Raw genomic sequence first — 19,821 nt, 5'->3', positions numbered from 1 at the left:
TTTATAGCAGGCCAAACTGCTGCGCCAGCCGATCGATGGCCTGGCGCTGAAACTGCGCGAACGTGGCGCGCGGCTGCTGCTGTTGAATAAATTCCAGCAGCGGATCCTGGACCTCGGTGCGGATGCCGCTCAGGGCTTCCATCACTGCCAGGCCGCAGAACGGCACGTAGGATTCGGCGTAGCCGCCCTCGTGCACCATCACCAGTTTCCCGCCGCACAGGCGATCCGCCGCCTGCTGGACCTGTTCGGTCATCGCCCGGAAGCTATCGCTGTGCAGCTGCATCCGCGCTAATGGATCCATGGCGTTGGCGTCATAGCCGCAGGCGATGATGATCAGCTCCGGCTCAAAACGCGCCAGCGCCGGAATAACGATAGTTTCCAGCGCATAGCGCCAGCTGTCATCCCCCGCCCCGGCCAACAGCGGAATATTGATGTTGTAACCTTCGCCCGCGCCCACGCCGCGATCGTCCTCGCCGGCGTAGCCCGGCGGGAAGCAGCCGTCCTGATGCAAGGAGATAGTCAGCACATCGTCGCGCTGCAGGTAGATATGCTGGGTGCCGTTACCGTGGTGAACATCCCAGTCAATGATCGCCACCTTGCCCAGCCCCAGCTGCGCTTTCGCTCGCTCGACGGCAATGGGAATATTGGCGAGGAAACAAAATCCCATCGACTGGTCCGGCAGGCAGTGGTGTCCGGGCGGGCGCGACAGCGAATAGGCGTTATCCAGCTCCCCCTTCAGCACCGCTTCCACCGCCGCACAGGCCAGCCCGGCGGAAAGACAGGCGATTTCATAACTGCCCGGCCCCAGCGGCGCCTCTTTGCCGAGCATGCCGCCGCCGTTATCGCTTATCGCCTTGAAGCGCTCCAGATAGCTGTCGGGGTGGATCCGCCGCAGGTCCTCAAGGCTCGCTGGCTCCGCGCTGCGCAGCGCCAGCTGCGGCGTCAGCCCGGAGACATCCATCAGGTTTTTCATCCGCCGTTTGGTCTCTGGCGATTCAGCATGACCGCCGCCGGCGGGCGGCTGTACCCACCCGCCCACCGGCAGCGTCACCGCGTGCAGACCGGTACTGTGCCAGAAACAACGTTCATCAAAAAAGAAACCGGTTTTTCTTTTCACTCTATCCTCCCGTGGGCTAAGCCTTCCCGGCGGCGGACGCCGCCACAATTAAAATCAGTGACAGCAGCGCGCAGACGCCTGCCGCCGCCAGCAGCGGGTCGGCGCTGGCGAAGTGTTGCAGTAAGGCCCCCGCAAGCGCCGGGCCAGCCGCCATGCCGCCGCCGATCACCAGATTGATGCTGTTCATTAGCCGACCGCTGTTATCGAGCCCGGCCACGCGGGCGAGAATAAAGGGCAGCACGAAGGTCCAGGTGAACTTAAACAGCAGCGCCGCGATGGCGTAACGCACCAGCAGCGGCTGGCCGATCAGCAGCCCAACGCTGACGATCAACAGGCCGTAGCCCAGCCACACCGGTAAACGATCGGCCCGCCGGGTGCCGCGCAGGGCCGCGCCGCCGGCGCCGATAATGCCGCAAACCGTCGCCGCCGCCAGCACCAGACCGACCTGCGTCGGGCTCAGCCCCGCCGCGCTGCCGATGGTGCCGATAAAGGTCCACACGGCGCTGAGGCTGATATAGAAAGTGAGCACCGCCAGCACCGCCAGCGCCTGACGCCACAGCGCCGTCGACGGCTGCTGGCGGGAGACTGAAAGCGGTTGAAAGCGCGGAGGGAAAGCGGATACCAGCGGCAAACAGCAGAGCATGATGGCGGCGAGGATCAGATACACCACCTTCAGGCCAAAGGTCGCGAACAGGCCGGGCAGCGCCAGCAGGCCAAGCATCCCTAACAGCAGTTGCCCGAGCACCCAGAAGGCGTAGACCCGCGACGGGTTCGGCGTTCCGGCCGCGCAGCTGATGCACAAAATCATCAACGTGCCGCCCGCCAGCGAGGCGATAAAGCGCGCCGCCAGCAGCGTCTCGTACTGGGTGACCACCGCCGAGGCGAGGTTGGCGGTCAGAAACACCACCCCGGCCATCAGAGCGACCCGCCGCCAGTCGAGGCGGCTCATCCACCACCACGCCGGGAGCGTCGCCAGACTCATCGCCCCCAGCTCCGCTGAGAACAGCCAGCCGATCTGCCCGGGTTTTAGCTGCCATTCGCTGGCCAGCTGCGCCGCCACCGCCGGCGCGGTCATCAGAATACCCGGCGCAATAGCGGCAAAAATAACGATCGCCGCCAGCAAACGCAGGGACACCACCAGCCCGGCGGGCCGGGAAAGCGCATTATCAGTGAGAGGTGTACTCGACATCGTAGGGCGTGCTCCGGTCAAAAAAGCCTCCCCCCGGAGGATCCTCCAGGGAGTGATACCCACAGGCATCAGGAAAACGCCGTGCTGCCACGGCGCGCGCGGGATGCGAAAGTCAGATTACAGATGCAGCGTACGCTGAGCGGCCGGCATCCAGGTTCGGGAAACCAGTTCGGTACGATTGACCACTTCGGTCTTGGCGAAAATATTGCGCAGGTGCGTTTTTACCGTCGAGAGCGAGATATCCAGCTGGCGGGCAATCAGCTTATTGCTGGCGCCTTCGCGCACCATGCCGACGATTTCCCGCTCTTTCGCCGTCAGGATGGCGGGCAAATCATCTTCTTCCTGCAGGCAGTCGCGAATGGCCAGCTCTACCAGCGGCAGCACCGCCTGGGCCCGCTGGCGCTCTTCGCTGGAGAAAGGCACGTCGCGCATCAGCGAGATACCGGCGACGATCCGCCGCTCGCGGCGGATAAAGATCTCGGTCATGTCGCGCACGTTATTCGGCAACATAAATTCATGATAGTAATGCCGGTTGCGGTCGCAGAGCCGCGGCGTCATCGCCGCCACGGTGGTGTTCTGGTGGCTAAAGTGCGACGGCAGAAGCGGATCCAGCGGCTGGAAGTTTTCCAGATATTGTTGGTGCGTATTATCGGAAATATTATGCAATATATAGTTTTCGGGTTTTAAACGATTATTTACTCGATAAAACACCGCTGAAGTTAGTGGAATTAACTGGGAAATAGTCTGTAAACAACGGGCTATTATCGCATCATTACGGCTGGCTTTTAACAAAGCAGACATGATAGGGCCTCCCCGTCGAGATGATGGTACATGACACATGGATGACTACTGATAATTGAAGCATACATTTCACATTTAAGTAACACAATCATTAACATATTAACAATGTGATAGCCGTTACAAAATTTTCAGCAATACATTGTTATATAAAGCATTTAAAAAACACCCCGGCCATGCTTTACGATAGCGGCGTTAAAACATAAACAAATAAGATTAACACCCGGCGTACCTGCCCCTGGTGATAAAAAAACCCTATTCCCGACGCGTGATTCTCATCCTAAAGAACGATGGATTTTTGTTTTTTTTCACTTATACCCTTAACAGGATGCAATTAATTTTCGCCGCGGCTTAATCATGTGATTACGCCAGACCCGCTGTTGCCAAAATAATATCAACAGCACCGGTCATTAACCGAGGATAAGCCGATGCTGAATATCGCCGCCCTGCGCCAGCAGCAAATTCCGCTGGCCGCTGAGCCGCGCTCGCCGGTGCCGTTTCATATTCTGATGAAGCCGATTGGCCCCGCCTGCAATCTCGCCTGCCGCTATTGCTATTACCCGCAGGACGAAACGCCGGTCAACAAGATGGATGACGCGCGGCTGGAGCAGTTTATCCGCCGCTATATTGCCGCCCAGCCCGCCGGCGCGCGGGAAATCAACTTTGTCTGGCAGGGGGGCGAGCCGCTGCTGGCCGGCCTGAGCTTCTACAAAAAAGCGCTCGCCCTGCAGGAGCGCTATGCCCCCGACGGCGTGACTATCAGCAACAGCCTGCAGACCAACGGGACGCTGATCAACGACGCATGGTGCCGACTGTTCCGCGAACATGGCTTTATTATCGGGTTGAGCCTCGAAGGCAACGAAGCGCTGCAGGACTACCATCGTCCGGATAAACGCGGCCGGTCGACCTGGTCGGCGGCGCTGCGCGGCATTGACCTGCTCCATCAGCATCAGGTGGACTTTAATCTGCTGGTGGTGGTGCATAACGAGATGGCGGCCCACGCGGCGGCGATTTATGACCGGCTGGTCAGCCTCGGCGCGCGCTATCTGCAGTTTCAGCCGCTGATGAGCGAAGGCGCGGCCCTGCGCGAAGGATACCAGCTCAGCGCCGATAACTGGGGACGTTTTATGGTCGGCATCTGGCGGCAGTGGCGGAAGCGCTGCGATAGGGGGCGGGTGTTCGTTATCAATATCGAACAGGCGTGGGCGCAGTATTTCACTCATACCAGCGGCAGCTGCGTGCACAGCCCCCGCTGCGGCAGCAACCTGGTGATGGAGCCCGACGGACAGCTCTACGCCTGCGACCACCTGATCAACGCCGAACATCGGCTGGGCCGCCTCGATGAGCAGACGCTCGCCGCCGCGGTCGACGCCTCGGTGCAACTGCCGTTCGGTCAGCAGAAAAGTCTGCGCCGCGAATGCCAGACTTGCTCGGTAAAAATGGTCTGCCAGGGCGGCTGCCCGGCGCATCTCAACGCCGCAGGCAACAACCGCCTCTGCGGCGGCTACTACCGCTTCTTTAGCGACATCCTCGCGCCAGTACGCCCCTTTTCCCGCGACCTTAATGGCCTGAAGGCCTGGCGGGCCGCGTTTGTTGGGACTGCGCATACTGCGTAGCGCCTTACCCTGATGATATCCCCCTCTGAACAGGAGAGTCAGTCGTGAACAAAAAAGCCATGGCCGCGGCGGTCAGCATGATCCTCGCCGGTGGCGCGCACGCCGCGCAGCAGGAGCGTCCAAACGTCATCGTGATTATCGCCGATGATATGGGCTACTCGGACATCAGCCCCTTTGGCGGCGAGATCCCCACCCCCAACCTGCAGGCGATGGCCGAGCAGGGAATGCGTATGAGCCAGTATTACACCTCGCCGATGTCGGCCCCGGCGCGCTCAATGCTGCTCACCGGCAACAGTAACCAGCAGGCTGGGATGGGCGGCATGTGGTGGTACGACAGCACCATTGGCAAGGAGGGCTACGAGCTGCGGCTGACCGACCGCGTCACCACCATGGCCGAGCGCTTTAAAGACGCGGGGTATAACACCCTGATGGCCGGTAAATGGCACCTCGGTTTTGTTCCCGGCGCCACGCCGAAAGATCGCGGCTTTAACCACGCCTTCGCCTTTATGGGCGGCGGCACCAGCCACTTTAACGACGCGATACCGCTGGGGACCGTTGAAGCCTTCCACACCTACTACACCCGCGACGGCGAGCGCGTCTCCCTACCGGATGATTTTTACTCCAGCGAAGCCTACGCCCGCCAGATGAACAGCTGGATTAAAGCGACGCCGAAGGAACAGCCGGTCTTCGCCTGGCTGGCCTTCACCGCCCCTCATGATCCCCTGCAGGCGCCGGACGAGTGGATTAAGCGCTTCAAAGGCCAGTATGAGCAGGGTTACGCCGAGGTCTATCGCCAGCGCATCGCCCGCCTGAAAGCGCTGGGAATTATCCATGACGATACCCCGCTGCCGCATCTGGAGCTGGATAAAGAGTGGGAGGCGCTAACGCCAGAACAGCAGAAATATACGGCGAAAGTGATGCAGGTGTATGCGGCGATGATCGCCAATATGGACGCGCAAATCGGCACCCTGATGGAGACGCTGAAACAAACCGGGCGCGATAAAAATACCCTGCTGGTCTTTTTAACCGATAACGGCGCCAACCCGGCGCAGGGTTTCTACTACGAATCTACCCCGGAATTCTGGAAGCAGTTCGATAACAGCTATGACAACGTCGGCCGCAAAGGATCATTTGTCTCCTACGGCCCCCACTGGGCCAACGTCAGCAACGCCCCCTACGCCAATTATCACAAAACCACCAGCGCCCAGGGCGGCATCAATACCGACTTTATGATCTCCGGTCCCGGGATCACCCGCCACGGTAAAATCGACGCCTCGACGATGGCGGTGTATGACGTGGCGCCGACGCTATATGAATTCGCCGGCATCGATCCGAACAAGTCGCTGGCGAAAAAGCCGGTGTTGCCGATGATCGGCGTCAGCTTTAAGCGCTATCTCACCGGCGAAGTACAGGAGCCGCCGCGCGGCAACTACGGGGTTGAACTGCATCATCAGGCGGCCTGGGTCGATGGCGAATGGAAGCTGCGACGGCTGGTGCCGCACGGCCTCACCGCCGGCGACGCGCCGTGGCAGCTGTTTAATCTGCACGACGACCCGCTGGAGACGCATGATGTCGCGGCCGAACATCCCGATCGGGTCAAAGCCATGAGCGAGGCCTACGAGGCATTTGCTAAGCGCACCATGGTTACCAAAGCGCAGGGCAAAATGATCGACTACGTCGGTATCGATAGCAAAACCGGGCGCTATCTGGCGGTCGACCCCGCCACCATGAAGCCGGTGCCTGCGCCGCAGGCGATCCCTGTGAGCGAGATCCATTAACCACCACGGCTATCGTTCTTCCGGGCGATAGCCGGGACCTGACGCGCTTTTTAAGGTAATCGGAAACCCCATTACAGGAGAGTGCGGATGGCGAGAGTCGTGGTGATAACCGGTGGCGGAACCGGAATTGGCGCCGCCTGCGCGCGGCTGATGCGCGCCGCGGGCGACCGGGTGTTTATTACCGGCCGGCGCGAAGCGCCGCTGCAGGCTGTCGCCAATGAGACCGGCGCCACGGCGCTGGTGGGCGATGCCGCCGACGGCGAGGTGTGGCGCCAGCGACTGCTACCGGCCATCCTCGACCAGACCGGCGGGATTGATGTCCTCATCTGCAGCGCCGGCGGGATGGGCAACAGCCCCGCCGCCGAGACCAGCGACCGCCAATGGCGCGAGGCGCTGGACGCGAATTTAAACAGCGCTTTCGTCAGCGTGCGCGCCTGCCTGGCTTCGCTGATTGCCTGCCGCGGCAATGTGCTGTTTGTCGCCTCCATCGCCTCTCTGGCCGCCGGGCCGCAGGCCTGTGGCTATGTCACCGCCAAACACGCGTTAATTGGCCTGATGCGCTCCATCGCCCGCGATTACGGCCCACAGGGCGTCCGCGCCAATGCGATTTGTCCCGGCTGGGTCACCACTCCGATGGCGGATGAAGAGATGATCCCACTGATGCAGGAACACGGGCTGTCGCTTACCGAAGCCTATCAACGGGTGTGCCGCGACGTTCCGCTACGCCGCCCCGCCAGCCCCGAGGAGATAGCCCAGGCCTGTCAGTTTCTCTGCTCTCCGCAGGCCGCCATCATCAGCGGCGCGACGCTGGTCGCCGATGGCGGGGCCAGCATCGTCGATGTTCCAACGCTGGCGTTTACTTAACGCCCTACTCTACTCAGGAGCTCACATGACTTCAGAAGCCGTATTTATCCAGGTCGGCGCGCTGGCCGATGGTTTCGCCCCGCACGGCAACCTGCTGGCCACCGCCAGTCTGCCCGCAGGCGAACGCTTTACCTTTTATGCTGACGGGAGCGAGCCGCAGCAGTTGGTTATCGAAAATGACCAGACACTGCTTTGGAACGGCAAACGCGCGCCCTGGCGGGCAACCGCCCTGCGCCCCGATATTCTGTTTATCGACTTCCTTGACCCGGAGCGGGATAACGCCAGTATCAGCGCGGTATGCAACCTGACGCAGCGCAATGCCACGCTGGTATACGGCCAGCTGCCGGACGAAGCCGCCGCGCGGCTGGACGCCTTCAGCCGGGTAGAACAAGGGTTGCCGCTGACCGCCGTCGAGGCGCGATTTGTCTTCGCCCGCCTGGATACCCAGCCGGGGCCGCTGCCGGACTTTACCACCGCGCTGGTCGGCATGCGCAATCAGTACACCTATAGCCCGACCGAGCGCTATGAGCACATCTATCTCAACGATAATTTTTACGCCTGGCAGTGTCTGGACGGCGTGGAAAAGGGGCTGGCGGATGTCGATCGCTGCCATTACGTGCAGGTGGCTGAGGATCTCTATTTGTTCGTCTGGCGGGAGAAAATCATTCCCACGCTGGGGGTGATCCTCATCGATCTGCAGCTGATGCGCACTGACGGCAAGATCATGGGCTATCAGGGCAGCGATTTCGGCGCCCTCAGCAATTTTCCGGTCGGCGCCAGCGCGAAGATCCTCAACGTCACCCGCCATCAGGAATAGTAGGGCGCCGCCGGGCACGCTTTCAGGCACCGCACCCGTCATTTCGCCGGGTGGCGGCTGCGCCTTACCCGGCCTACCGGGGCCTCTCACAGGCTCACACCTCGCAGGCCCGGTAAACGCAGCGCCACCGGGCGATGCTATCAGGCACAGAGCCGCTTTATTGCCGGGGCACTTACAGGCTCACACCTCGTAGGCCCGGTAAGCGCAGCGCCACCGGGCGATGCCATCAGGCACGGAGCCGCTTTATTGCCGGGTGGCGGCTGCGCCTTACCCGGCCTACTCGTCCGGCTCCGACTGTCTGTAGGCCCGGTAAGCGCAGCGCCACCGGGCGATAGCATCAGGCACGGAGCTGCGTTTATGCCGGGTGGCGGCTGGCGCCTTACCCGCCCTACAGGGTTTATCCGGACTGGGACGACTGAACCCACAGGCCTGTAGAAAAATTTATCCGCTCCGCTATTCCAGCCGCCAGCTCAGCACCGGCCAGCCGTATCCGGCACCGGCCGCCTGCAGCTGCGGACAGGGATTGACCAGCCGCACGCGATCCGCATGCAGGCACAGCGGCAGATCGTTAATGGAATCGGTATAGAACGTCACCTCGCCGTCATACTGCGGATGCGCCTCGCGCCACTGCGCCAGACGCGCCACCTTCCCCTGCTGATAGCTGGGGATCCCGGTGATTTCACCGCTGTAGCCGCCGTCGACCATCGCCACGTCAATACCCAGCGCCTGATCGATCTCCAGCGCGGCGGCCACCGCCTGCACCAGCAGGCTAACCGAGGCGGAGATAATCAGCATCTGCTCTCCCTCGGCCCGCAGACGACGAATGAGCTCCCACGCCTGCGGATAGACCCGGGGCAGGATCGCCTCGCGCACGCAGCGGGCCACCAGCGCGTCAACGTCCGACTTCGGTATTCCGGCCAGCGGCGCCTGGATCAGGGCCACATAATCGGCGATATTCATCTCTCCCCGGTCATAATCCGCCATTAGCCGCGCCTCGCGGGCAAGATACCCCTTCTGCGTCGCCAGCCCTTCGCGAACCATAAACTGGCTCCAGACCGTACTGCTATCGCCCTGTATCAGGGTGTTATCGAGATCAAAAATCGTCAGCGTGTTGCCCATGATACTTTCCCTTACTGGTCAAAATAAGCTGCCGGGAGCATGCGTAAAAAAGATGACAGGAAAATGAACCGGACGCCGCAGCGCCCGGCTCGCCATCAGCCGGCGCGGACCTTCGCGGTGCGGAACACCAGCACGATCCCGCCGACGATCGCCATCATACCGATCATCGCCGCCGCCGGCAGCCGGTTGCCCAGCAGCAGATAATCCAGCAGCGCCGTGATCGCTGGCACCAGATAAAAGAGGCTGGTGACATTGACGATATTTCCCGCGCTCAGCAGACGGTACAGCAGTAGCTGGGCGACCACCGAAATCAGCAGTCCGAGAAACAGCACCGGAATAATCAACCCGGCGTTAACGGTAAACCGGAAGCCGCTGACCGGGGCAATCAGCAGGCACAGCCCCAGACTAACGGCATACTGCAGCGGCAGGACATCCGCCGGCGCCTGACGGCTGCGCTTTTGCCACAGCGCGCCAAAGGTCATCAGCAGCAGCGCCGCCAGCGCAAACAGGATCCCCACCGTCGCCATCGGTGAGGCCGCCAGGCTGCGCCACACCAATAGCACCAGCCCCGCCAGGGCAAGCAGCAGTCCTGACAGCCGCCGCCCCTGCAGGCGGCGCTCCACCACGCAAAGCGTAAGGATGGGCTGAATCCCCATGATGGTGGCGATAAGTCCCGGCGTCACGCCGTTGGCCATCGCCTCGAAGTAACAGACCGAATAGCCGCCAATCAGCATCAGACCGGTGACAGCTGTCTGCAGGCGGGTGCCCGGCGCGGGCAGCCAGCGCCGACGGACGATAGCCAGCGGCGCCAGCGCGACCAGGGCAACCAGAAAACGAAAGACCAGCAGCGCCATCGGCGAGGCGTTATCCAGTCCCCAGCGGGTGAAGATGGCCGCGCTGCCCCACAGCAGCACAAAAAGGGCCGTTGTCGCCTGCGAGGCGAGCAGAGAATAGCGAACGTGCATAGCATGCTCCAGAACGTCAAACACAAGGTATCAAGCGTCATACCGGCAGGTAAGCGCCTGCTAAAGACGGCGTTAAGCGCCGAAAACTACCCGGTCTGGAGGGGGAGGCGGTGGGCAGAGCGTGGCGAAGCGATGATGAGGCGCAGACGTCATCCACCCCGCGTCGAAAGCGGCGCCGGGCAAAGTCTCGCTAGAGATGGCGTAATGCGTCATGGAATGCCTCGTGAAATGTTCCTGTCAGCATCCTGGCACAGACCGTTGCGGAGTGACAACTGCCCTTTATGGCTGATCCATCCGGAGGTTGTTTATTTTTAATCGTAAATAAACGTAAAGGCGGCCTCGGCTTATTCAGCCGTGGTTTTTAATCGGCTATAAAACAAAGCAGTCTGCTTGCTACTTCGAAAATAACGATATGAAGCCAAAACTGACGCATGCTCTCTTTTTAATTCCTTTTTTGTTGTTGGCAGGATGCTCCTCCTCACCGAAACAGGCAAAGAACACAAAATCTCATGCGGATATGACCATTGATAGCGGATCGGACGATCTGATCCCGGTGGTGGCGGCCCTGCATGATCAGATGCACACCTGGCAGGGAACCCCCTATGAATGGGGCGGTACTGAACAAAGCGGCGTCGACTGCTCGGGTTTCGTCTGGCGCACGCTGAAGGATCGCTTTAATCTGCCGATGGAGCGGATCACCACCCGCGAGCTGCTGCACATGGGCGTGCGGGTCAATAAGCGGGATTTACGTCCCGGCGATCTGGTGTTCTTCCGCACCCGGGCCGGGATGCACGTTGGCTTTTACGATACCGATCATAATTTCCTTCACGCCTCGAGCAGCCAGGGCGTGATGCGCTCTTCGCTGGACAACCCTTACTGGGAATCGGCGTTCTATCAGGCGCGTCGTCTGCCGAAGGAGTATAACGCGCAGATCACCATGAACAGCGACACCCTGCATCTGGCGAAGAATCGCCGCTAAAAAAAAGCCGCAGCCAGGGCTGCGGCGGGTGGTTCTGCGGTTAATCAGAACTGGTAGGTCATACCCAGCGCGACGATGTCGTCATCGTTGATGCCGAGTTTGTTATCGCTTTTCAGCTGGTTGATTTTGTAATCCACGAAGGCGTTCATGTTTTTGTTGAAGTAGTAGGTCAGGCCCACGTCAATGTAGTTAACCAGATCCTCACTTCCCACCCCTTCGATATCCTTCCCTTTCGACAGCACATAGCCGAGGGACGGACGCAGACCGAAGTCGAACTGATACTGCGCCACCGCTTCAAAGTTCTGCGCTTTGTTGGCAAAGCCGCCGCTGATCGGGGTCATCTTGCGGGTTTCAGAGTACATGGTCGCCAGGTAGATATTGTTGGCGTCATATTTCAGGCCGGTCGCCCAGGCTTCCGCTTTCGAACCCTGGCCGCGGGCCAGCAGGTTCTGATCGTTGGTACGGTCGGAGCTGGTGTAGGCTGCGCTGACGGCGAAGTCGCTGCCGCCGAAATCATAGCTTAACGAGGTGCCGACGCCGTCGCCGTTCTGTTTCTTCGCTTCACGGCCTTCGTTTTTACCCTGGTACTGCAGGGTCAGATCCAGGCCATCCACCAGACCGAAGAAGTCGGTGTTGCGGTAGGTCGCCAGGCCGCTGGCGCGCTTGGTCATAAAGTTATCGGTCTGGGCAGAGGAATCGCCGCCGAATTCCGGGAACATATCGGTCCAGGCTTCCACGTCGTACAGGGCGCCAAGGTTACGACCGTAATCGAAGGAGCCGTAGTTCTTCAGCTTCACGCCGGCGAACGCCAGACGGGTTTTCTGACTGGAGTCGCTCTCGGTTTTGTTACCGGAGAATTCAGATTCCCAACGGCCATAGCCGGTCAGGTCGTCGTTAATCTGCGTTTCGCCTTTAATACCGAAACGCACGTAGGTCTGATCGCCATCCTTGCTGTCATAGTCGCTGAAATAGTGCATGGCTTTGATCTTGCCGTACACATCCAGCTTGTTCGCGTTCTTATTATAAACTTCCGCTGCCTGCGTCGCTGTTGAAGCCACAAAGCCCATCATCATTAATGCCAGAGTACTCTTTTTCATTATTCAGTCCTGGTGATTTATTTATACGCGCTATTCAATTGCGGGCGCTCGCCCATCAAAAACTGGAGGTTTTTTAACGCCGGGATATTAAATATTTATGACAAGATGGAACTTTTTATAAAAAAGGGTATTTAAATGTATCTGACATATTTTTGTCACATTCCCTCTCCAGAATGCCCGATCCCGCGCAATAAAATGGCGCGCCCGCCGCCCCGGGTGTTGGCAAGCGGGCCGACTCCTGCTACAACATCAGCTCGATATCGATATTCCTTTTGAACGGCAGAGAATCATGAGTGAAAGCCAGACGCTGGTGGTAAAACTGGGCACCAGTGTTTTAACAGGCGGGTCCCGTCGCCTGAACCGCGCCCATATCGTCGAGCTTGTGCGCCAGTGCGCACAGTTGCACGCCATGGGACACCGTATTGTCATCGTGACCTCCGGGGCCATTGCCGCCGGGCGCGAGCACCTTGGTTACCCGGAACTGCCCGCCACCATCGCCTCCAAGCAACTGCTGGCGGCGGTGGGACAAAGCCGTCTGATCCAGCTGTGGGAACAGCTGTTTTCTATCTATGGCATTCACGTTGGCCAGATGCTGCTGACCCGCGCCGACATGGAAGACAGAGAACGGTTCCTCAACGCCCGCGACACTCTGCGCGCGCTGCTGGATAACAGCATCGTCCCGGTCATTAACGAAAACGACGCCGTCGCAACCGCGGAAATCAAAGTGGGCGATAACGACAATCTCTCCGCGCTGGCCGCGATCCTCGCCGGGGCGGATAAGCTGCTGCTGTTAACCGACCAGCCAGGCCTGTTCACCGCCGACCCGCGCAGCAACCCGCAGGCGGAGCTGATTAAAGACGTTTACGGCATCGACGACGCGCTGCGCGCCATCGCCGGCGATAGCGTCTCCGGACTTGGCACCGGCGGCATGGGCACCAAGCTGCAGGCCGCGGACGTCGCCTGCCGGGCGGGGATTGATACCATCATCGCCGCAGGCAACCGTCCGGACGTCATCGGCCATGCGATGGCAGGCCTGCCGGTAGGTACCTGCTTCCACGCCCAGGAGTCTCCGCTGGAGAACCGTAAGCGCTGGATCTTCGGCGCGCCGCCGGCGGGGGAAATCACCGTCGATGCGGGCGCGACCCAGGCGATCCTCGAAAGAGGCAGCTCGCTGTTGCCAAAAGGGATCAAAATCGTCAGCGGCAATTTCTCCCGCGGCGAAGTGATCCGCATCCGCAATAGCGAAGGACGCGACATCGCTCACGGCGTCAGCCGCTACAACAGCGATGCGCTGCGCCTTATCGCCGGCCAGCACTCGCAGCAAATCGATGCCATTCTGGGCTATGAATACGGCCCGGTGGCCGTCCACCGCGATGATATGATCATCCGTTAAGGAGCTGAAAATGCTGGAACAAATGGGCATTGCCGCCAAAGCGGCCTCCTGGCAGCTGGCGTTACTCTCCAGCCGGGAAAAGAATCAGGTACTGGAAAAGATCGCCGATTATCTGGAAGCGCAGACCGACGATATTCTGCGTGCCAACGCGGAAGATTTAGCCGAAGCTCGCGCCAATGGCCTGAGTGAAGCGATGCTCGATCGCCTCGCGCTGACCCCGGCGCGTCTGAGCGGCATCGCCAGCGATGTGCGCCAGGTGTGCAATCTGGCCGATCCGGTCGGCCAGGTGATCGACGGCGGGCTGCTGGACAGCGGTCTGCGTATTGAACGTCGCCGCGTCCCGCTGGGGGTGATTGGCGTGATTTATGAAGCGCGTCCTAACGTGACGGTCGACGTCGCCTCCCTGTGTCTGAAAACCGGCAACGCGGCGATCCTGCGCGGCGGGAAAGAGACCTGGCGCACCAACGCCGCCACGGTGAAGGTGATCCAGCAGGCGCTGCAGGAGTGCGGTCTGCCGGCCGCCGCAGTACAGGCTATCGAGAGCCCGGATCGCGCGCTGGTGGGCGAAATGCTGAAGATGGATAAATACATCGATATGCTGATCCCTCGCGGCGGCGCGGGCCTGCACAAGCTATGCCGTGAGCAGTCAACGATCCCGGTGATCACCGGCGGGATTGGCGTGTGCCATATTTTCGTTGATGAAACCGCCGAGCTCGCCCCCGCGCTGAAGATCATCGTCAACGCCAAGACCCAGCGGCCGAGCACCTGCAATACCGTGGAAACGCTGCTGGTGCACCGCAACATCGCCGACACCTTCCTGCCGGCGTTAAGCAAGCAGATGGCCGAGAGCGGCGTCACCCTGCACGCCGCCCCTTCCGCCCTCCCCGCGCTGCAAAACGGCCCTGCGAAGGTCGAGCCGGTGAAAGCGGAGCAGTATGACGACGAGTATCTGTCGCTGGATCTGAACGTCAAAGTGGTGGCTGATATGGATGAGGCTATCGCCCATATCCGCGAACATGGCACCCAGCACTCCGACGCCATCCTGACCCGCACCCTGCGTAACGCCAACCGCTTTATCAATGAAGTGGACTCTTCCGCGGTATATGTGAACGCCTCCACGCGCTTCACCGACGGCGGCCAGTTCGGCCTCGGCGCGGAAGTGGCGGTCAGCACCCAGAAGCTGCACGCCCGCGGCCCGATGGGGCTGGAAGCGTTAACCACCTATAAGTGGATTGGTTTCGGCGACGATACCATTCGTGCGTAAATGAGAACGGGCGATGCAAAAATAGGCAGTTGATTCCACTGGCTATTGACGCATCGCCCGCTAAGTTCTAACCTTTTGCCTCGTGATTCACCCTCGTGAACACCTCTTGCAGGGCCGATATAGCTCAGTTGGTAGAGCAGCGCATTCGTAATGCGAAGGTCGTAGGTTCGACTCCTATTATCGGCACCATTTCAAACTCTTCCCAAGTCTACCGAAATCAACTTAAAGCCCGTATACTGCGGTTTCTGGCCCGTATCTTATCTCCTGTTATCAACTGGACTAAACCGAAATCAAGTCACAGTTGGGGGCATAAGTGGGGGCATTCTGTGTTCGGTCCAGGGAGATGCCCCCAATGAAACTTAATGCGAGACAGGTAGACGCTGCTAAACCCAGAGAGAAAGCCTATAAGCTGGCAGATGGTGCTGGTTTGTATCTTGAGGTTGTTCCCTCTGGTTCCAGATACTGGCGGATGAAGTATCGCTTCAATGGAAAAGAGAAACGTATGGCTTTTGGTGTCTATCCGGCAGTCTCCCTTGCACAAGCCAGGGCACTACGTGATGAAGCCAAGAAAAAGCTGGCCGAAGGTATCGATCCATCATTTGCCAAGAAAGAAGAAAAGCTAGTTCGTGATGTGCAGCTCAACAACACGTTTCAGGCGGTGGCGCTTGAATGGCACGGAACGAAGGTGAGCCGGTGGTCAGAAGGCTATGCCTCCGACATTATCGAAGCTTTCAATAAAGATATTTTCCCCTATATCGGCCAACTTCCGGTAAATGAAATCAAACCACTGGTTCTGCTGAATGTGCTGCGTCGAATGGAAAGCCGTGGCGCGACAGAGAAGGCTAAGAAGGTTCGCCAGCGCTGCAGCGAGGTCTTTCGTTACGCCATCGTTACCGGTCGTGCGGAATACAATCCTGCGGCGGATCTAACCAGCGCGATGTCAGGACATGAATCGAAGCATTATCCCTTCCTTACCGTTGAGGAGTTACCAGACTTCTTTAAAGCTCTCTCTGGCTATACAGGCAGCCCGTTAGTTGTTCTTGCCGCTCGTTTGCTGATCCTTACGGGAGTTCGTACTGGCGAGCTCCGAGGTGCTTTCTGGAGTGAATTTGATCTTGAGAAAGCGGTGTGGGAAATTCCTGCCGACCGAATGAAGATGAAACGGCCTCACCTTGTCCCCCTCTCTACCCAAGCGCTGGAGATCGTACAGCAGCTCAAAGTGATTACTAGGCAATATCCACTGGTATTCCCAGGGCGAAATGATCCCCGCAAAACGATGAGTGAAGCGAGTATTAATCAGGTATTCAAACGAATTGGGTATACGGGAAAGGTTACAGGACATGGTTTTAGGCACACGATGAGTACGATTTTGCATGAAGAAGGGTTCAATACGGCGTGGATTGAAACTCAGCTTGCGCATGTCGATAAGAATGCGATTCGTGGGACGTACAACCATGCGTTGTATCTGGAAGGGCGGAGGGAGATGATGCAGTGGTATGCAGATTTCATCGGTCAAGTAGGTAAATTCCAGCTCACCTCTAGTTTATGCAGCTATTAGCTTAATTGCTTGGATAGAGTGATAAGGGGCAAGTAGAGCCTCTTCTCTCCGAAGAGGCTGGACCAACGTGAGCTTATTTTTTGCCTTCGGAGTTAGCGCTTTACTCAGATTTTTTCTGTACCGCAGGATGTGAAGATCTACGGAGGTTAGAGATGAAAATCATGCTATGTTTGTCTCTGAAGAGTGAGTCAAAATGCTATAACTTTTTCAAAGAGGCGTTATATCGTGAAAGTTGTCTTTAATGTTAATGGTAAAAAAGTTCCGCTCAAATCTCTGCAATATATAAGTAAAGCAAATCAACTTGAAGTAATGAGGAATTGGTTTTTTGAAAATTTCGAAGACCCCGCAAACTCTTGCCCGTATGAATCCCGTGAAGGCGGATATGCTTACATTTATGGTGGCCCATATGAAGCAAGTGAAGAGTTACAAGCGATGTTTGAAGGGTACGTGAAATTTGATTATATCCAAGAATTAGTTAGTGATTTACAAGAACAGTGCTACGAGTGGTCTGGCAATTCAAATAATATTAATGATTGGTACGACGAAGACTTGTACGATGCTGTTACATCTTCCGAACAGCCTTTTTCTAAGTTCGTTGAAAGCATTGATGGAATAAAATCGCTGGCTAAAGGTGATTTTAAAGATAAGCAAAAAGAACATCTGCTTAGCATCTTATATATTAACGTCATTACAGCCTTGGAAACGCTTTATGTTGAGTTATTTATTAACTCTATAGATAAAAATGACTCATACCTTACAGATTTCATAGAAAAAGGTAAGACGGAATTTAAGGTAAATAAAGAAATTTTGGCTTTGCCATTCAAAGGAGAAACTATTGAAAACATGAGGGCGGAATTGATCAAAGCAATCAAAGAACATTTGATTAGTGCAAGTTGGCATAGTACAAACAAAGTTGTAGGGCGTTATAAAGCTACATTTGACATTAATGTACAAAAAGAGTGGCCAATAGACGAGATCGAAATAGCAACACAAAAGCGTAATCATTTAGTTCATCGTGGCGGGAAAGATAAAGAAGGCAATCCGGTAGTGATTACTGAACAAGATTTAGATATGTTGCTGGATCACGCTCAAATTCTTGGAGAAAAATTATTTGATAGTCTTGGGGTAGCATTACAGAAAAAAGATGAGAGCGAATTTTGAGTCTCGGGTTTGGTTGGTAGTGCTACCGATAACAAGCAAGAAATTGATACGCGGCAGGCAGTGCCTGCCGGAGGATTACTTTTTACTTCCAAACTGAATACTGAGAAGTTTATTCTCTGCTTTATCACCACGAAGAGTAAGAACTATTTTTGATTTCAGCTCTAACATTTCGATTTCAGATAAAGTTGTTTCCATAGCATTAAAGTTTTCAGTGTTTAAAGATGCTATATATTGCTTTCCGCTTCGTTTTAATGATTGCTTGACAAAAGAGAACCACCTTGCGCGAATGTAAGCGCACCAGAAGAAGCACCAGAGTCGATTTAGACGACCGATTGCCGGTCAATGTGACCCGAGGGCATAAATCGGATTGAATGGATCAACTAGGCCGATGTCAGGTGATTACTAGAACTGTACAAACGGGCAGTTTAAAACAGGTTTACGTAACAACTATCTTGAAAAACGCCGCTACAAAGATTTTAAGCTGCTGAGAAGATGTGATATTATATCTTCATCACTTTAAGAATACAGCTTAGACCCCTTTTGTAATTAATCTTCATCTTCTTCTACAAGTGCTTCTTCTACGCTTTTGAACTCTTCTAGTGCTGCTGTGAGCAATTCAACAATCTCACTTGCGATGACTGCTGGTGGCTGAAGATTTTCTATATCTTCCAATGATTGGTCTTTCAACCAGGTGATATCGAGATTTGTCTTATCTCTTGCGATGATCTCGTCATAGCGGTACTCACGCCAACGACCATTTGGTCCCGCTCCAGTCTCTTCGTTTTGTACTTCAGCCCATGTCGCGACACGCGCTTTGAGGTTACCAGGTTTATAGAGCTCAACAAATTCGTCAAAGTCACTACGAACAAGTTTATTCGTCCTTAACGTTTTGTGTACATTAGTTCGATAGTCATAAACCCATACGCTTTCAGTCAAAGGTTTTTTGGCGGCAGGTTTCGCATCAAAAAATATCACGTTTGCTTTAACTCCTTGTGCGTAAAAAATGCCCGTCGGTAGGCGCAAGATAGTGTGCAGTTTAAAGCGAGCCAGCAGTGCTTTGCGAATTGTTTCACCGGCCCCCCCCTCAAACAACACGTTATCAGGTAAAACAACCGCAGCTTTGCCTGAGTTGCTACCATCAACTTTCAGCATGTTACCGATATGCTGAACGAAGTTAAGCTGTTTATTCGAAGTTTCTGCCCAAAAGTCCGCACGGGTGTAGGTCAGCTTTTCTTTCTCTAATTTTCCGGTAGAGTCGTTAATGATAGTGATTGAGCTTTTTTTACCAAAAGGGGGATTCGCGAGAACCATATCTACTTTGTTTAAACCGACCTCTTTTGCGAGCGCATCAGATGTAGATATCGGGCACTCTTCAGTTCCAATACCATGAAGGTAAAGGTTCATAGCACATAGACGTGCGACTGAGTCTGATATATCGTTCCCACTTATTGCTTCATTTTTTAAGAAACGTTTTTCTTTTTTCGACAACGACTTAGGCATTCTTTTTCCGGTCACTCGATCTATGTCGAAAAGCACATAGTCGTGCGCTGCCGTCAAAAAGCCTCCTGTACCGCAAGCAGGATCAGCAATTGTCTGCATTGGTTGAGGCTGCATTACATCTACAATAGCCTCAATGATTGGTCTTGGCGTAAAGTACTGGCCCGCACCCTTCTTCTCACTTTCAGCCCCTTTTTGGAGTAGGCCTTCGTAAATCTCGCCTTTGACATCAATACTCAATGATGACCATGATTCTTTATTAATCATGGATATCAGGCGCTCAAGCTTTTCTGGATCTTGAATTTTGTTCTGCGCCTTACGGAAAATCATACCCAGAGTGCCTTTTTGGCTACCCAGACTCTCCAATGTATAGCGATATTCCACCTCCAAATCTGAACCATCTAACTCTATCAGCTTGGCCCAACAATCCGCCGCAAGACTTTCTCCGCCCTGTCCACTTTCAGCGCGCTCAGATGACATTTTCAGAAAAATCAGATAGGTTAGCTGCTCAACATAATCACCGTAGCCAACGCCTTCATCACGTAATACATGGGCATAGTTCCAAACACGGTTTAAAATTTCTTCTGCACTAATATTATTCATTTTAGA

General features: G+C 56.3%; 17 protein-coding genes and 1 tRNA gene. 10 read left to right on the top strand and 8 right to left on the bottom strand.

The genetic code is table 11. From position 1 onward, the window contains the following. Position 1: 1 nt before the first annotated feature. The 3 genes from BHE81_RS02475 to BHE81_RS02465 form a co-directional block, all read right to left on the bottom strand. Complete coding sequence (locus BHE81_RS02475; RefSeq protein WP_023342946.1) at positions 2 to 1,117, bottom strand: class II histone deacetylase; 1,116 nt, start codon at positions 1,115 to 1,117, stop codon at positions 2 to 4. A 16-nt stretch (positions 1,118 to 1,133) separates the two neighbouring features. Beyond that, positions 1,134 to 2,306, bottom strand: coding sequence for an MFS transporter (locus BHE81_RS02470; protein ID WP_023284814.1), 1,173 nt, complete (start codon positions 2,304 to 2,306; stop codon positions 1,134 to 1,136). Positions 2,307 to 2,423: 117 nt separating this feature from the next. Next, complete coding sequence (locus BHE81_RS02465) at positions 2,424 to 3,107, bottom strand: helix-turn-helix transcriptional regulator (protein ID WP_002892774.1); 684 nt, start codon at positions 3,105 to 3,107, stop codon at positions 2,424 to 2,426. Between the two features lie 425 nt (positions 3,108 to 3,532). On the opposite strand from BHE81_RS02465, the gene BHE81_RS02460 reads away from it, so the two are divergent. The 4 genes from BHE81_RS02460 (at position 3,533) to BHE81_RS02445 (ending at position 8,179) form a co-directional block, all read left to right on the top strand. After that, a complete protein-coding gene (locus BHE81_RS02460; RefSeq protein ID WP_023342948.1) occupies positions 3,533 to 4,720 on the top strand; it encodes an anaerobic sulfatase maturase in 1,188 nt (395 codons plus the stop codon). Positions 4,721 to 4,764: 44 nt separating this feature from the next. Beyond that, positions 4,765 to 6,498 carry an arylsulfatase gene (locus BHE81_RS02455; protein WP_023279761.1) on the top strand — a complete coding sequence of 578 codons (1,734 nt, stop codon included), beginning with the start codon at positions 4,765 to 4,767 and terminating at the stop codon, positions 6,496 to 6,498. An 87-nt stretch (positions 6,499 to 6,585) separates the two neighbouring features. Further along, entirely contained in the window at positions 6,586 to 7,362 is a 777-nt protein-coding gene (locus BHE81_RS02450) for an SDR family NAD(P)-dependent oxidoreductase (protein WP_023342950.1), read from the top strand. Between the two features lie 25 nt (positions 7,363 to 7,387). Further along, entirely contained in the window at positions 7,388 to 8,179 is a 792-nt protein-coding gene (locus BHE81_RS02445; protein ID WP_023342951.1) for a MoaF C-terminal domain-containing protein, read from the top strand. Positions 8,180 to 8,632: 453 nt separating this feature from the next. Here the strand turns inward: BHE81_RS02445 and BHE81_RS02440 are convergent, their stop codons facing one another. Together BHE81_RS02440 and BHE81_RS02435 are read right to left on the bottom strand one after the other, a co-directional pair. Further along, positions 8,633 to 9,298 carry an HAD family hydrolase gene (locus tag BHE81_RS02440; protein ID WP_004177299.1) on the bottom strand — a complete coding sequence of 222 codons (666 nt, stop codon included), beginning with the start codon at positions 9,296 to 9,298 and terminating at the stop codon, positions 8,633 to 8,635. A gap of 95 nt (positions 9,299 to 9,393) precedes the next feature. Continuing rightward, on the bottom strand, positions 9,394 to 10,263 hold the full coding sequence (locus BHE81_RS02435; RefSeq protein ID WP_023300784.1) for a DMT family transporter: 870 nt from the start codon (positions 10,261 to 10,263) through the stop codon (positions 9,394 to 9,396). Positions 10,264 to 10,675: 412 nt separating this feature from the next. On the opposite strand from BHE81_RS02435, the gene BHE81_RS02425 reads away from it, so the two are divergent. Continuing rightward, complete coding sequence (locus BHE81_RS02425; RefSeq protein ID WP_004191825.1) at positions 10,676 to 11,242, top strand: C40 family peptidase; 567 nt, start codon at positions 10,676 to 10,678, stop codon at positions 11,240 to 11,242. Between the two features lie 44 nt (positions 11,243 to 11,286). Here BHE81_RS02425 and phoE read toward each other — a convergent pair whose 3' ends face one another. Then, a complete protein-coding gene (gene phoE / locus BHE81_RS02420; RefSeq protein WP_004144576.1) occupies positions 11,287 to 12,339 on the bottom strand; it encodes a phosphoporin PhoE in 1,053 nt (350 codons plus the stop codon). A gap of 289 nt (positions 12,340 to 12,628) precedes the next feature. On the opposite strand from phoE, the gene proB reads away from it, so the two are divergent. The 5 genes from proB (at position 12,629) to BHE81_RS02395 (ending at position 17,715) form a co-directional block, all read left to right on the top strand. Next, positions 12,629 to 13,732, top strand: coding sequence for a glutamate 5-kinase (proB, locus tag BHE81_RS02415; RefSeq protein WP_004144574.1), 1,104 nt, complete (start codon positions 12,629 to 12,631; stop codon positions 13,730 to 13,732). Positions 13,733 to 13,742: 10 nt separating this feature from the next. After that, positions 13,743 to 14,996: a glutamate-5-semialdehyde dehydrogenase gene (proA, locus tag BHE81_RS02410; RefSeq protein ID WP_023302256.1), complete on the top strand. Its 1,254-nt coding sequence runs from the start codon at positions 13,743 to 13,745 to the stop codon at positions 14,994 to 14,996. 113 nt (positions 14,997 to 15,109) lie between these two features. Further along, positions 15,110 to 15,185, top strand: a tRNA-Thr gene (locus BHE81_RS02405). Positions 15,186 to 15,348: 163 nt separating this feature from the next. Continuing rightward, entirely contained in the window at positions 15,349 to 16,554 is a 1,206-nt protein-coding gene (locus BHE81_RS02400; protein ID WP_023302257.1) for a tyrosine-type recombinase/integrase, read from the top strand. Between the two features lie 225 nt (positions 16,555 to 16,779). Further along, positions 16,780 to 17,715 carry a hypothetical protein gene (locus BHE81_RS02395; protein ID WP_023302259.1) on the top strand — a complete coding sequence of 312 codons (936 nt, stop codon included), beginning with the start codon at positions 16,780 to 16,782 and terminating at the stop codon, positions 17,713 to 17,715. Positions 17,716 to 17,790: 75 nt separating this feature from the next. Here BHE81_RS02395 and BHE81_RS29095 read toward each other — a convergent pair whose 3' ends face one another. Together BHE81_RS29095 and BHE81_RS02385 are read right to left on the bottom strand one after the other, a co-directional pair. Then, the gene (locus BHE81_RS29095; RefSeq protein ID WP_352665365.1) at positions 17,791 to 18,003 is read right to left on the bottom strand and encodes a DUF2326 domain-containing protein; all 213 of its coding nucleotides are present in this window, start codon (positions 18,001 to 18,003) and stop codon (positions 17,791 to 17,793) included. Positions 18,004 to 18,261: 258 nt separating this feature from the next. Continuing rightward, positions 18,262 to 19,815 (bottom strand): HsdM family class I SAM-dependent methyltransferase, encoded by a 1,554-nt coding sequence (locus BHE81_RS02385; protein ID WP_029499360.1) that lies wholly within the window; start codon positions 19,813 to 19,815, stop codon positions 18,262 to 18,264. Positions 19,816 to 19,821 lie beyond the last annotated feature (6 nt).

The sequence above is a fragment of the Klebsiella sp. AqSCr genome (genome assembly GCF_008452795.1).
GTDB lineage: Bacteria > Pseudomonadota > Gammaproteobacteria > Enterobacterales > Enterobacteriaceae > Klebsiella > Klebsiella pneumoniae.
The sequence above is the reverse complement of the archived record's forward strand: the minus strand, read 5'-3'. Positions and strand labels throughout refer to the sequence as shown.